Origin of the sequence: Sphingomonas flavalba (genome assembly GCF_047553045.1) — a bacterium.
Lineage (GTDB): Bacteria > Pseudomonadota > Alphaproteobacteria > Sphingomonadales > Sphingomonadaceae > Sphingomonas_L > Sphingomonas_L flavalba_A.
In genome coordinates this window covers 3,031,805-3,043,589 of the sequence record NZ_CP180208.1, presented here as the reverse complement: position 1 = coordinate 3,043,589, position 11,785 = coordinate 3,031,805, and the positions used below count along the sequence as shown (strand labels likewise).

Sequence of the window (11,785 nt, the reverse complement as noted above, 5' to 3'; positions counted from 1 at the left end):
ATGCTATAGGAGGATCTGGTTTCGTTTTGCGGAAAACTGCCGATGTTCAATGCGCTGTTTCGCGATCATCCAGCCGAGGTGGGCGAAAGTTATGGCGAGCATCTTGCCGCCGCCTCCGGCTTTGGCGCGAAGATGGTCGCCGGCGGGCTGGCCTGCATGGTTCACGCCGTCGTCCCCGGCCTGTTCGTCACCACGGGCAGCGGCACGGTCAGGCGGCTTTATGAGGCGATGGTCGCCAAGCGCAGCGCGAAACGCCGCGCCAGCATCGAACTGCAGTCGGTCGAATGGGTGATCTGACCGCCGGCCACGCCGATCGCGGCGACGGCGTCCGCATCGCCTTTGCCGGCCGGGCGGGCGCCGGGCCGACGATCGTCTTTCTGCCCGGCTACCTGTCCGACATGACCGGCGGCAAGGCGATGGCGCTGGACGCCTGGGCGGCGGCCAACGGCCGCGCGATGCTGCGCTTCGACTATTCCGCCATCGGCGCCAGCGACGGCGATTTCGAGACCGCCACCCTGACCCGCTGGCGCGATGACGCGCTGTTCGCGATCGATTCGCTGACCAGCGGACCGCTGCTGCTGGTCGGTTCGTCGATGGGCGGCTGGCTGATGCTGCTCGTCGCGCTCGCCCGGCCGGAACGGGTGGCCGGGCTGGTCGGCATCGCGGCGGCGCCGGATTTCACCGACTGGGGCTATACCCAGGAACAGAAGATGGAAATCCTGTCGCGCGGGCGGGTCGAAGAAGTTTCCGCCTATAGCGACACGCCGACCGTCACCACCCGCGCCTTCTGGCAATCGGGCGAGGCGCACCGACTGTTGCAGGCCGAGATTGCCATCGACTGCCCGGTGCGGCTGCTCCACGGTCAGGCGGATGCGGACGTGCCCTGGCACCACTCGCTTCATCTTGCCGACCGGCTTCGTTCAGCCGACGTGCAGACGGTGCTGATCAAGCAGGGCGACCACCGGCTGTCGCGCCCATCCGACATCGCGCTGCTGCTGGACACCGTTGCCGCCATGCCGGAACCGCGATGATCCTGCTTATTCTTGCCGCCCAGGCCGCCGCCCCTGCCCCCACCACGGCCGAGCCGTCCCGTTTCGCGCAATGCGCCGCGTTGGCCGCGGACGCACCCGACCGGGCGATAGAACAGGCCAACCAGTGGCAGATGCTGGGCGGCGGGGCGGAGGCGCGCCAATGCATTGGCCTCGCCTATGCCGCGCAGGAACGGTGGATTCCCGCCGCGACCGCGTTCGAGCAGGCGGCGCGGCAGGCGGAGATTTCGCAGCAGACCAGCCCGGCGGCGCTGTGGGTGCAGGCCGGGAATGCCCGCCTGGCCGGGGGAGAAGCGCAGGCGGCGCGCGCCGCGTTCAACGCGGCACTGGCGCGTGGCGAGCTGACCGGTGCGCCATTGGGCGAGGCGCATCTGGATCGCGCCCGCGCGACCGTGGCGCTTGGCGAGCTGGCGGGCGCGCGCGGCGATATCGACAAGGCGCTGGCGCTGGTACCGGAAGACCCGCTCGCCTGGCTGCTGTCGGCAACGCTGGCGCGGCGGCAGAACGACCTGGCCCGCGCACAGCAGGACATAGACGAGGCGGCAAGGCGGTCGCCGGACGACGCATCGGTCGCGCTGGAGGCGGGGAATATCGCCATATTGGCCGGCGCCCCGGCGGCGGCGCGGGCGGCATGGCAGGGCGCGATCCTCAACCAGCCGGGCAGTGCCGCCGCCGTAACCGCCGCCGCGCAACTGAAACAGCTTGACGCCGAGTCAGCGACGCCCGAGGGCTAGGGGCGGAACGATCCGGAAAACCGCGCATGAAATATCTTCACACCATGATCCGGGTCAGCGATCCGGTTGAAACCATCCGGTTTTTCGAGCTGCTCGGCCTGCGCGAAGTCCGCCGCATCGACAATCCGGCCGGGCGGTTCACGCTGATCTTCATGGCGGCGCCGGGGGACGAGGATGCGCAGGTCGAACTGACCCACAACTGGGACCCGGAACGCTATGACGGCGGCCGCAATTTCGGCCATCTCGCCTATCTGGTCGACGATATCTACGCGACCTGCCAGCGGCTGATGGACGCCGGAGTCACCATCAACCGGCCGCCGCGCGACGGCCATATGGCGTTCGTCCGCACCCCCGACGGCATCTCGATCGAACTGCTGCAGGACGGACAGTTACCGCCGGCCGAGCCATGGGCGTCGATGCCCAACACGGGAAGCTGGTAGGATGACCGGCTGGCCCGACCCGACGCTGCTGGCGCGGGTGGGCATGACGGTGCCGATCATTCAGGCGCCGATGGCCAATGCCGGCGGCGTCGCGCTGGCGGTCGCCGCGATCGAAGCGGGCGCGATCGGCTCTTTGCCCTGCGCGATGCTGAGCCCCGAACGGATGCGCGACGAAGTGGCGGCGGTGCGCGCCCGCGTGTCCGGTCCGATCAACCTGAATTTCTTCTGTCACTCGCCTGGCCCGGTGCCGGACGACACCGCCTGGCTGGCGCGGCTGGCGCCGTACTACGCCGAGTATGACACCGCCCCGCCTGCCGATCCCCCACCACTGCGCGCACCGTTCGATGCGGCGATGTGCGCGGCGGTCGAGGCGGCGCAGCCGGAGATCGTCAGTTTCCACTTCGGCCTGCCCGATGCCGCGCTGTTCGACCGGGTCAAGGCCACCGGCGCGCTGATCATCGCCAGCGCGACCAGCCTCAATGGCGCGCGCCGACTGGCCGCCGCCGGCTGCGACGCGATCATCGCCCAGGGTTGGGAAGCGGGGGGGCACGCCAGCCGCTGGCTGACGGAGGAAGGCGACGCGATGGGCCTGTTCGCGCTGCTGCCGCAAATGGTCGACGCGGTCAAAGTGCCGGTGATCGCGGCCGGCGGCATCGGTGACGGGCGCGGCATTGCCGCCGCGCTGACCCTGGGCGCCAGCGCGGTCCAGCTCGGCACCGCCTATCTCCATTGCCCGGAAAGCCTGATCAGCCCGATCCACCGCGCGCTGCTCGCCAGCGATGCCGCCGAGCACAGCATGGTCACCAACCTGTTCACCGGCGGCATGGCGCGGGGCATGCCCAACCGGCTGATGCGCGAAATCGGCCCGGTCAGCGCGGATGCGCCGCCCTTTCCCCATGCTTCCGCCGCGCTGGCGACATTGCGGCACAAGGCGGAGGCAGCGGGCGACCCGGCCTTTTCGCCACTCTGGGCCGGGCAGGCGGCCGCGCTTGGCAGTTCCGGCGAGCCGGCCCGGCTGCTGACCGAAAGACTGGCGCGCGAGGCGCTGGCCCTGCTGGCGCCACGGGCGGTGTAGCCGCGCGGGCGAGGCCGGCCGCCGCCGCTTCCATGCCAGCGATTTACCCCTTACAATCGCGCAATGCTGGAAATTGCGCGAATCCCGGTGCTGAACGACAATTATGTCTGGCTGGTCCACGACCCCGTCGGGGGTGACACGGTGGTGGTCGACCCGGCGGTTGCCGATCCGGTGCTGGCGGAAGCGGACAGACGCGGCTGGCGGATCGGCCAGGTGTGGAACACCCACTGGCATCCGGACCACACCGGCGGCAACGCCGCGATCAAGGCGGCGACCGGCTGCACGATCACCGGCCCGGCGACGGAGGCGGACCGGATCCCGACGCTGGACCGGCAGGTCGACGAAGGCGATGTGGTGGTGTTGGGGAAGCACCGCGCGACGGTGCTGGCGGTGCCGGCGCATACCGCCGGCCATATCGCCTATCATCTGGCCGGCGACGCGGCGGTTTTCGTCGGCGACACGCTGTTCGCCATGGGCTGCGGCCGACTGTTCGAAGGCACGGCGGAGCAGATGTTCGCCAATATGCGGCGGCTGGCCGCGTTGCCCGCCGACACCGCCGTCTATTGCGCCCATGAATATACCGAGGCGAACGGCCGCTACGCATTGACGGCGGAACCGGACAACGCCGCCATCGCCGCGCGTATGGCCGAGGTGGCGCGGCTGCGCGCGGCCGGTGAGGCGACGGTGCCAACCAGCATCAGCGCGGAACGGGCGACCAATCCGTTCATGCGCGCGGACAGCGCCGAGCAGCTCGCCGAGCGGCGCGCCGCTAAGGATAGGTTCAGGGGCTGAATACGAGACTGGTCGCCAGCAGCGAATCTATCGAGAGGAACGTGTCATGCGGCATAGTCTCACCCTCTGCATCGCGGCCGGGCTGGCCAGCCTGACCAGCGGGTCGATTCTGATCGCCAGCCCATCCACGGCCCGCGCCGAACGCGCCGCCGCCGATCAGGCCAAACTGGACAAGGCGCTGGCCGGCAAAACTGCAGGCAAGCCGGTGAATTGCATTCCGCTCAACCGGGTCAACGGCACCACCTATATCGGCGACAGCACGATCCTTTACCGGGTCAACGCGAAGCTGACCTACCGCAACGACCCGGTCGGCGGCTGCCCCGGTCTGCGCAACGGCGCCGGGCTGGTAACGCGGACGCCGTCGACCCGGCTCTGTTCCGGCGACATCGCGACGGTGCGCGATTTCGTCACCGGTATCGAGACCGGCGCGTGCAGCATGGCCGAATTCGTGCCGTACCGGAACTAGGGCAGCGGGCGCCGGCCAGCGCCCGCGCGCACCGCTCAGCCCTTGTAGAGCGCATCGAGCCGGGCGCCGTAGACGTCGCGCAGAATGTGGCGCCGGACCTTCATCGACGGCGTCATCTGCGCGTTTTCGACCGTGAACGGTTCGTCGGCGATGATGATGCGGCGAATCTTTTCGACCACCGACAATTCCTGATTGACCCGGTCGACCGCCGCCATCACCGCCGCGCGATATTGCGGATTGTCGGCAAGCGCGCGGAAATCGCAGCGATAGTCGTTGGCGATCGCCCATTCGGCGGTCCATTCGGGATCGGGCACGATCAGCGCGACGATATAGGGCCGGCGATCGCCGTAGATCATCGCCTGCAGCACTTCGGGTTGGAGGGTCAGGATACCCTCGACCTTCTGCGGGGCGACATTGTCGCCCTTGTCGTTGATGATCAGGTCCTTCTTGCGATCGGTGATGCGGATGCGGCCGGCGGCATCCAGCTCGCCGATGTCGCCGGTGTGCAACCAGCCGTCGATCAGCACCCGGTCGGTTTCCGCCGGGTTGCGCCAGTAGCCGTGCATGACCAGTTCACCGCGCACCAATATCTCGCCGTCATCGGCGATGCGCACTTCCGTATCGGGGAGTGGCGGGCCGACCGTGTCCATCTTCAGCCCGGCCGCCGGGCGGTTGCACGAAATCACCGGCCCCGCCTCCGTCTGGCCATAGCCCTGCAACAGGGTCAGACCGAGGGCGTGGAAGAAAACGCCGATATCGGGGTTGAGCGGCGCGCCGCCGGAGACCAGCGCCTTGATCCGTCCGCCGAAACGCTTCTGCACCTTGGGCCGCAACGTCCGGCCGATGAAGAAATCCATCGGCCGGTCCCACAGCGGCATCCGCCCGGCCAGATCCTTGCCGCCAAGCGCCAGCGCCCGGCGGAGCAATGCCGGCCCCAGCCCACCCTGCCTCTCGATCGCCTTGACCATGCGCTGGCGCAGCACCTCGAACAGGCGGGGGACGACGACCATGATCGTCGGGCGCACCTCCTCGATATTGGCGGCGAGCTTGTCGAGCCCTTCGGCATAGTAGATCTGGCCGCCCAGCCCGATCGGGAAATGCTGGCCGCCGGAATGTTCATAGGCATGGCTGAGCGGCAGGAAGGACAGGAACACCTCGTCATCCCAGCCGAAATCGTCGGAGATGATCGCGGTGCAGCCGGCGACGTTGTGCAGGATCGCCCCGTGATGCTGGCACACGCCGCGCGGTGCGCCGCCGGTGCCGCTGGTGTAGATAATGCAGGCGAGGTCATCGCGGCCAAAGTTCGCGGCCCCCGCCGTTGCCGCGACATCAGGCGTCTCCGCCGCGATCAGCCGGTGCCAATCGTGGAAATCGACACTGCCGCTCTGGGCGAAGCGCAGCGGTTCTATGCCGATCAACGCCGCCGCCTGACTGGACCGCAGCATCGCCGGCAACAGCGTCCGCGCCAGTTTATCGGTGGAGACGATGACCGCCCGCGCACCGCTGTTTTCCAGAATATGGGCGTGGTCGCGCTCGGTATTGGTGGTGTAGGTCGGCACGGTGACGCAACCGGCGGCCATGATCGCCAGGTCGGCGATGCACCATTCCGGCCGGTTTTCCGACACCAGCATCACCCGGTCGCCGGGGGTGAGGCCGATCCGGCGCAGCGCCTGGGCCAGTGCCGAAACCTGTTCGGCCACCGCCCGCCAACTGAGCGGTTGCCAGCGCCCGTCCAGCTTGCGCCACAGGAACGGCGCATCGCCCTTTTGCCCGGCGCGGGTGAAGAACATCGTCACCAGATTCGGAAACGGCTCAAGCCTGCGCATTCTGTTACCCCGTCCTGCCCCAGGGCATAGTAACCGTCCCACGACGCGGGTCCAGAGCGGTCAGCCGAGCGCTTCGTCGAGCAGGCGGGCGAGGCGCAGGCCGCCGCGCAGCACCTGCGCGCGCAACACCGGGATCGCCGCCCTGATCCTCGCTTCGTCAAGCTGGACCCGCGCCGGTTCCGCCCCGCACGGATCGGCGATCACCGGCGCATAGACGGCGTCGCGGGCGACTTCCCAGTTCTCTCGCGACCAGTCTTCGACGCTACCCGCCGCCATGGCCGCCCGTTCGGCGGGGGTGGCGGCCGCGAGCAGCCCGGCGGCGCCGGCAGGCGGAGTCGAAATGGCGCGCTCGGCCAGATAGCCGTCCCAGACCATGTGCAGGTTGATCCGCCCGGCAGCGATGCCATAGCCCGCCCTGACCCGGTTGCCGCCGGCATCGTCATGCTCACCGGCGTGGAGCGGCTGGTGCAGATCGCCGACGAAATGGACAACGAAGATCAGCGCCATCAGCCTCTCGCGCACCGGCACCGCCCGGTCTTTCAGCAGCGCAAGGTTGCGGGTGATCTGCGCCGACACGCAATTGCCGTCACGACAGGCCGGTTTCAGGGCGAACGGCTTGCAGATGTCGACATCCTGATAATGCCAGCTTGCCGCGTAGCTGAAGCGGGGGCCGAGCGTCTTGACGCAATCCGGCCAGACGCTCGCTTCCGCCAGGGTGCGCGCCGGGCAGGTCGGTGTTTCAAGCAGCGGCGCGGCGCGCAGCAGCCGGCGGATCGCCAGCCGGGTGGTGGGGCGCACGTCCGCCAGGGCGATGGCGGCGACGGTTTCGTGGCCATATTCCCAAAACGCCCGCGCCGGGCCGGGAAGCACCACCGCCAGCGCGGCAAGCAGCAGGCCGAATCGCCGGATCATCGTCATTCGTCCCCGAAGATCGCGACCACGGCCGGCGCCCCGGCCGAAACCATGCCACGATACATGCCCGGCGTGTTGAACCGCCACCCCCCGGTCCCGTCGGCCCCGACCAGAATGACGCCACCGCTGCCGCCCATCGCGCCGACCTCCGCGATCGCCGCCGCCCCCGCCTCCAGCATCGATTCGCCCAGCATGCGGGCACGCGCGCCGATCTCGTGCGCGACATTGGCGCGGATGAAAAACTCTCCGGCGCCGGTCGCCGACACCGCGCCAGCGCGGTCGTCGGCATGGGTGCCGGCGCCGATCAGCGGCGAATCGCCGATCCGCCCCCAGCGCTTGCCGGTAACGCCGCCGGTCGATGTGGCGGCGGCGACATGGCCGTGGATGTCGCACGCGACAGCGCCGACCGTGCCGTATTTCATGTCGACGTCGAAACCGTCTCCGCCCCGCGCCAGCATCGCGTCAAGCTGCCGACGCCGAGCTACGGTCTCGAACCAGCCGGCGTCAGCCTGTTCCAGCTCCTGTTCGACCGAAAAGGCGTCGGCGCCGGCACCGCTCAACAGAACATGCGGGCTATGGTCCATCACCCGCCGCGCCAGCGCGACCGGGTGGCGGGTGCGGGTGATGCCGGCGACCGCCCCGGCGGCACGGTCCCGCCCGTCCATGATCGCCGCGTCCATCTCGATCCCCCCGTCATGGGTGAAGGCCGATCCGCGCCCGGCATTGAAATGGGAGTCGTCCTCCAGCACGCGGACAGCGGCCTCGACCGCGTCAAGCGCGGTTCCGCCGGCGGCGAGCAGCGCGGCACCGGCGGCAAGCGCGGCGTGCAAGCCGGCGCGTGCGCCCTGATCCTGCGCCGCCGCCAGCACCGCCCGCGTGATCTGCCCGGCGCCACCGTGGATGACCAAGGCCCAGCGAGACGATTGTGGCATCAAGAACTCCCGTGGAATGCGAGGCTTCTAGGCCAAAGCCGGCGGTGGCGGAACCAGCCTTGACGAGATGAAAACGGGTGCGCGGGCGCTGGCGCCATGGCATGCTGCGCCGGGAACCGGACCGGAGGATGCCCGATGATCGCAGCGCGTCATGTCATACCCTTCGCTGCCGCATTGCTGTGCGCGGCTTGTAGCGGCGGTGCCGGCAACCACGCCGCCGCCACGGACGCGAACAGCGGCGCCGAGGCGGAAACGAACATCGCGGACGCCGTATCCGTCCCGTCCAACGCCGCGACCGGCGAGGCGGCGTTGTCGGGCTATGTCGGAAAATACCCGTTCGACGAAGTCGGCGGCGCGACTTTTCTTGCCAACCCGCTGGTGACCGGTGCGGTAACCGCGGCGGTCGGCGACAAGGCGGTGCTCGACTGGGTGCTGAACCCCGGCGCCGGGCCGAGCGGACCGATCATCCTGAAGGACGGCCGGCTGCTGTCCACCGGCTGCCAGGCGCATAATTGCGGCGACCACCGCTGGACGATCCTGATCGACCCGGCCGGAACGGCGGCGCAGGTCTGCTACCATAATGCCGAGACGATGGGTGAGGCCGGCCAATGGTACAGCGGCGGCAAGCGCGAGGCGCGCACCGACATCTGCCCGCAGGAATGACGCGCGAACGAGCGTTCCCCCCGGTCACCGACGAACGGACGCGGCTGCTGATCCTCGGCAGCCTGCCGGGGCGACGCTCGCTCGACGCCCGGCAGTATTACGCCAATCCCGGCAATCGATTCTGGGCGCTGGTCGGCATGGTCATCGCCGTCGATCTGCGCGCGCTGCCCTATCCCGCGCGGCTGGAGGCATTGCGCGCCCACCGCATTGGCCTGTGGGATGTGATCGCCGCCGCCGAGCGGCAGGGCAGCCTCGACAGCGCGATCCGCAACCCCGAACCACGGGACCTGGCGGCGATGGCCGCAACATTGCCGGGGCTGACGACGATCGCGTTCAATGGCGTCAAGGCGGCAAGCATCGGCTTGCGGCAGCTCGGCGCCGCGGCGGCGCGCTACCGGACGCTGACCCTGCTGTCGAGCAGCGGCGCCTGCGCCGTCCCGGCCGAGGTCAAACAGGCGGACTGGCTGCGGCTGCGGGCCTGTCTGCCATAGGGTCTTCGGGCAAGGCCCAGTCGACTGGCTGGCGACCATGGCGTTCGAGGAAGGCATTGGCCTGCGAGAAATGGCGGCAGCCGAAAAAGCCGGTGTGGGCGGAAAGCGGCGACGGGTGCGGGGCCTTCAGCACCAGATGGCGGCGCTGGTCGACGAACGCCGCCTTGCGTTGGGCGTAGCTGCCCCACAGCATGAACACGACCGGCCGCGGACTGTCGTTGACCAGCGCGATCACCGCGTCGGTGAAACGTTCCCATCCCTGTTTCTGGTGAGAGGCGGCGCGGCCCATCTCGACGGTCAGCACGCTGTTGAGCAGCAACACCCCCTGTCGCGCCCAATGTTCCAGAAAACCATGGCGGGGCGGGGCCAGGCCCAGGTCGGCGTGCAGTTCCTTGTAGATGTTGACCAGTGACGGCGGCGTCCGCACCCCCGGCCGCACGCTGAAACACAGGCCATGCGCCTGACCGGCGCCATGATAGGGGTCCTGCCCCAGAATCACGACACGCACCGTGTCGAGCGGCGTCAGGTCGAGCGCACGGAAATATTCGCCGCCGCGTGGGAAGATGTGCTTGCCGGCTGCCTTTTCCGCCAGCAGGAACTGCTTCAGCGCCTGCATGTAGGGACTGGCGAATTCCGCCGTCAGCGGCGCGCGCCAGCTTGCGTGCAGTTTCACCTCGTCGGCCATCCATCCTCCTTTCGCCCGGCCGCCTGCCAATAGGCAAAGGCCGCCTGCTGTTCTTCACGCACCAGCGCCCGCGCCGCCGGCCCCGTCCAGTCCCCGTCATGACCGAGGGCCAGCGCGCGGCCGCCCGTCCACCAGCCCTGCCCCGGCAGGCCGTCGCCCTCGCGCACGACCAGCACCGCCAGACCCGGCTCACCCTGAGCAGCGCCGAGCCGGTCGATATGGTCGAGCGTCTTGCACAGCGCCCGCATTTTCGGCCGGGTGAAGCGCAGGCCGAGACGGCCGAGCAGACCGGAATAGCTGACGGATTCGCCGGCGCGGGCGGCGGCGACCAGCAGTGTGCGGACCCGCGCAGCATCGGCGAGGATGGCGGCGTCGGTCACGGCAAGGCATCCCACAACAGTTTCAGACCCAGCAGCACCATCAGCATATAAAGTAACGTGTAAAACAGCGCGCCGCTTATCCGTCGGACCAGCCAGACGCCGGCGAAGGTCGACAGCAGCGCCACCGGCAGCAACGCCGCGGCTATGGTCATATTCTCCCGCGTGAACTGGCCGAGCGCCGCATAAGCCGGCACCTTCGCCCAGTTGATCAGTGCGAAGACGATCGCGCTGGTGCCGACATATTCGAGGTGAGGCAGCCGCTTCGGCGCCACCCACATCTGGAAGGGTGGACCGCCGGCATGGGCGATCTGGCTGGCGAAACCGGTCGCGACCCCGAACAGGCCGCCAACCCATTCCGGTCCTTCGGCGGGCAATGGAATCCGGCCGCGCCGTTCGATCCAGAGGCGGGACAGGCCGAACAGCAGGGTGACGCCGCCGACCGCCGCCATCACCGCACGCTCGCTGACCAGCGCGGCCATCGCCCAGCCAAGGGCGACGCCGACCAGTGCGCCGGGCAACATGATCAGCACGATCCGCCGGTTCCAATGCGCCCGAAAGCACCAGACACTGACGATATCCTGAACGATCAGGATCGGCAGCAGGATCGCCGCGGCGGCAACCGGAGAGATCGCCAGCGCCATGATCGGCGTGCCGAGCGCCCCCAATCCGGCGAAACCGCCCTTGGCCAGCCCGACCAGCGCCACCGCGACGCAGGCGGCGACGATGAAGGCAGGATCGTGCGGCATAGCCCGCGCCTTAAGCCAGACGCCGGCGCAAGACCAGCGCCGCACCGCGGCGGCACCACACGAAAAACGCCGCGGCCCGTGAGGACCGCGGCGTTTTCTGCAACGAATTGACGGTCAGCGAATCAGGCGCTGGCCGGCTTGTCGTCGTCGCTGGCGATCACGATCACCGCAACCACCGCGGCAACCGCGAGGGCGATACCGATCAGCGCGCCGCCGGCCAGCTTCGAGCTGTCGTCGGTGGCAGCGGCGACGCGGCTGTTCTGCGCAACCGACAGTCGCGAAGCGGAGGTCGGAACCGCCGCAAGCGCCGGCGCGGCCGACATAGTGAAGGCGGCCAAGGCGGCTGCGACCGTACCCAATTTCTTCATAAAGACCTCCAGTACATTGAACTTAGCCAAAAATCGCTACCCAATATGATTGGAGGGCGCCATATAATTTATGGGCGTTCGTCCCTTTTTTCCAACGCGGTGGCGTTATCCGCCAAAACCGCTCGACTCTTCCCGGTAAGAACATGATGAGAACGAGCGGATTCCCGCGCCGCATATCCTATTGACCCGCCGTTCGAACTCGTCGCCTTCCGCATACGGTTGCCGC

Annotated in this window: 16 protein-coding genes; 9 read left to right on the top strand and 7 right to left on the bottom strand. The window is 68.7% G+C overall.

What is annotated here, in order from left to right; all coding sequences use genetic code 11:
- Positions 1 to 42 precede the first annotated feature (42 nt).
- The 7 genes from ACMT1E_RS14565 to ACMT1E_RS14535 all read left to right on the top strand — a co-directional run bounded on the left by ACMT1E_RS14565 (position 43) and on the right by ACMT1E_RS14535 (position 4,556).
- Positions 43 to 297, top strand: a complete 255-nt coding sequence (locus ACMT1E_RS14565; protein ID WP_414901149.1) for a DUF6356 family protein — start codon at positions 43 to 45, stop codon at positions 295 to 297.
- Positions 285 to 1,031, top strand: a complete 747-nt coding sequence (locus ACMT1E_RS14560) for an alpha/beta hydrolase (protein WP_414901147.1) — start codon at positions 285 to 287, stop codon at positions 1,029 to 1,031. The genes ACMT1E_RS14565 and ACMT1E_RS14560 overlap by 13 nt, the downstream gene beginning before the upstream one ends.
- Positions 1,028 to 1,783 carry a hypothetical protein gene (locus ACMT1E_RS14555; protein ID WP_414901145.1) on the top strand — a complete coding sequence of 252 codons (756 nt, stop codon included), beginning with the start codon at positions 1,028 to 1,030 and terminating at the stop codon, positions 1,781 to 1,783. The genes ACMT1E_RS14560 and ACMT1E_RS14555 overlap by 4 nt, the downstream gene beginning before the upstream one ends.
- A gap of 26 nt (positions 1,784 to 1,809) precedes the next feature.
- The gene (locus ACMT1E_RS14550; RefSeq protein ID WP_414901143.1) at positions 1,810 to 2,223 is read left to right on the top strand and encodes a VOC family protein; all 414 of its coding nucleotides are present in this window, start codon (positions 1,810 to 1,812) and stop codon (positions 2,221 to 2,223) included.
- Position 2,224: 1 nt separating this feature from the next.
- The gene (locus tag ACMT1E_RS14545) at positions 2,225 to 3,298 is read left to right on the top strand and encodes an NAD(P)H-dependent flavin oxidoreductase (protein ID WP_414901141.1); all 1,074 of its coding nucleotides are present in this window, start codon (positions 2,225 to 2,227) and stop codon (positions 3,296 to 3,298) included.
- A 63-nt stretch (positions 3,299 to 3,361) separates the two neighbouring features.
- A complete protein-coding gene (gene gloB, locus ACMT1E_RS14540; RefSeq protein ID WP_414901139.1) occupies positions 3,362 to 4,090 on the top strand; it encodes a hydroxyacylglutathione hydrolase in 729 nt (242 codons plus the stop codon).
- Positions 4,091 to 4,136: 46 nt separating this feature from the next.
- On the top strand, positions 4,137 to 4,556 hold the full coding sequence (locus ACMT1E_RS14535; protein WP_414901137.1) for a hypothetical protein: 420 nt from the start codon (positions 4,137 to 4,139) through the stop codon (positions 4,554 to 4,556).
- Between the two features lie 35 nt (positions 4,557 to 4,591).
- Here ACMT1E_RS14535 and ACMT1E_RS14530 read toward each other — a convergent pair whose 3' ends face one another.
- Genes ACMT1E_RS14530 through ACMT1E_RS14520 form a run of 3 tightly spaced genes read right to left on the bottom strand, consistent with a single transcriptional unit; the run spans position 4,592 to position 8,226 of the window.
- Positions 4,592 to 6,382 (bottom strand): AMP-dependent synthetase/ligase, encoded by a 1,791-nt coding sequence (locus ACMT1E_RS14530; RefSeq protein WP_414901135.1) that lies wholly within the window; start codon positions 6,380 to 6,382, stop codon positions 4,592 to 4,594.
- A gap of 60 nt (positions 6,383 to 6,442) precedes the next feature.
- Positions 6,443 to 7,300: a S1/P1 nuclease gene (locus tag ACMT1E_RS14525; RefSeq protein WP_414901133.1), complete on the bottom strand. Its 858-nt coding sequence runs from the start codon at positions 7,298 to 7,300 to the stop codon at positions 6,443 to 6,445.
- Positions 7,297 to 8,226, bottom strand: a complete 930-nt coding sequence (locus ACMT1E_RS14520) for an isoaspartyl peptidase/L-asparaginase family protein (RefSeq protein WP_414901131.1) — start codon at positions 8,224 to 8,226, stop codon at positions 7,297 to 7,299. Before ACMT1E_RS14520 ends, ACMT1E_RS14525 begins: the two co-directional genes overlap by 4 nt.
- Positions 8,227 to 8,361: 135 nt before the next feature.
- On the opposite strand from ACMT1E_RS14520, the gene ACMT1E_RS14515 reads away from it, so the two are divergent.
- Together ACMT1E_RS14515 and ACMT1E_RS14510 are read left to right on the top strand one after the other, a co-directional pair.
- Positions 8,362 to 8,889 (top strand): hypothetical protein, encoded by a 528-nt coding sequence (locus ACMT1E_RS14515; protein WP_414901129.1) that lies wholly within the window; start codon positions 8,362 to 8,364, stop codon positions 8,887 to 8,889.
- A complete protein-coding gene (locus tag ACMT1E_RS14510) occupies positions 8,886 to 9,380 on the top strand; it encodes a DNA-deoxyinosine glycosylase (RefSeq protein WP_414901127.1) in 495 nt (164 codons plus the stop codon). The genes ACMT1E_RS14515 and ACMT1E_RS14510 overlap by 4 nt, the downstream gene beginning before the upstream one ends.
- Here the strand turns inward: ACMT1E_RS14510 and ung are convergent.
- The 4 genes from ung to ACMT1E_RS14490 form a co-directional block, all read right to left on the bottom strand.
- Positions 9,337 to 10,065 carry a uracil-DNA glycosylase gene (gene ung, locus ACMT1E_RS14505; RefSeq protein ID WP_414901125.1) on the bottom strand — a complete coding sequence of 243 codons (729 nt, stop codon included), beginning with the start codon at positions 10,063 to 10,065 and terminating at the stop codon, positions 9,337 to 9,339. The two genes, ACMT1E_RS14510 and ung, sit on opposite strands and share 44 nt — an antisense overlap.
- Entirely contained in the window at positions 10,050 to 10,445 is a 396-nt protein-coding gene (locus ACMT1E_RS14500) for a ribose-phosphate pyrophosphokinase (protein ID WP_414901123.1), read from the bottom strand. The genes ung and ACMT1E_RS14500 overlap by 16 nt, the downstream gene beginning before the upstream one ends.
- Entirely contained in the window at positions 10,442 to 11,191 is a 750-nt protein-coding gene (locus ACMT1E_RS14495; RefSeq protein ID WP_414901121.1) for a sulfite exporter TauE/SafE family protein, read from the bottom strand. Before ACMT1E_RS14495 ends, ACMT1E_RS14500 begins: the two co-directional genes overlap by 4 nt.
- Before the next feature lie 122 nt (positions 11,192 to 11,313).
- Positions 11,314 to 11,559 (bottom strand): hypothetical protein, encoded by a 246-nt coding sequence (locus ACMT1E_RS14490; protein WP_414901119.1) that lies wholly within the window; start codon positions 11,557 to 11,559, stop codon positions 11,314 to 11,316.
- Between the last annotated feature and the right edge of the window lie 226 nt (positions 11,560 to 11,785).

Excerpts from the sequence above, each read along its gene's own strand:
- ACMT1E_RS14490 (WP_414901119.1), bottom strand. The coding sequence starts at position 11,559 with ATGAAGAAATTGGGTACGGTCGCAGCCGCCTTGGCCGCCTTCACTATG.
- ACMT1E_RS14565 (WP_414901149.1), top strand. The coding sequence starts at position 43 with ATGTTCAATGCGCTGTTTCGCGATCATCCAGCCGAGGTGGGCGAAAGT.
- gloB (WP_414901139.1), top strand. The coding sequence starts at position 3,362 with ATGCTGGAAATTGCGCGAATCCCGGTGCTGAACGACAATTATGTCTGG.
- ACMT1E_RS14560 (WP_414901147.1), top strand. The coding sequence starts at position 285 with ATGGGTGATCTGACCGCCGGCCACGCCGATCGCGGCGACGGCGTCCGC.
- ACMT1E_RS14530 (WP_414901135.1), bottom strand. The coding sequence starts at position 6,382 with ATGCGCAGGCTTGAGCCGTTTCCGAATCTGGTGACGATGTTCTTCACC.
- ACMT1E_RS14495 (WP_414901121.1), bottom strand. The coding sequence starts at position 11,191 with ATGCCGCACGATCCTGCCTTCATCGTCGCCGCCTGCGTCGCGGTGGCG.
- ACMT1E_RS14515 (WP_414901129.1), top strand. The coding sequence starts at position 8,362 with ATGATCGCAGCGCGTCATGTCATACCCTTCGCTGCCGCATTGCTGTGC.
- ACMT1E_RS14550 (WP_414901143.1), top strand. The coding sequence starts at position 1,810 with ATGAAATATCTTCACACCATGATCCGGGTCAGCGATCCGGTTGAAACC.
- ACMT1E_RS14520 (WP_414901131.1), bottom strand. The coding sequence starts at position 8,226 with ATGCCACAATCGTCTCGCTGGGCCTTGGTCATCCACGGTGGCGCCGGG.
- ACMT1E_RS14545 (WP_414901141.1), top strand. The coding sequence starts at position 2,225 with ATGACCGGCTGGCCCGACCCGACGCTGCTGGCGCGGGTGGGCATGACG.
- ACMT1E_RS14525 (WP_414901133.1), bottom strand. The coding sequence starts at position 7,300 with ATGACGATGATCCGGCGATTCGGCCTGCTGCTTGCCGCGCTGGCGGTG.
- ACMT1E_RS14555 (WP_414901145.1), top strand. The coding sequence starts at position 1,028 with ATGATCCTGCTTATTCTTGCCGCCCAGGCCGCCGCCCCTGCCCCCACC.
- ung (WP_414901125.1), bottom strand. The coding sequence starts at position 10,065 with ATGGCCGACGAGGTGAAACTGCACGCAAGCTGGCGCGCGCCGCTGACG.
- ACMT1E_RS14535 (WP_414901137.1), top strand. The coding sequence starts at position 4,137 with ATGCGGCATAGTCTCACCCTCTGCATCGCGGCCGGGCTGGCCAGCCTG.
- ACMT1E_RS14510 (WP_414901127.1), top strand. The coding sequence starts at position 8,886 with ATGACGCGCGAACGAGCGTTCCCCCCGGTCACCGACGAACGGACGCGG.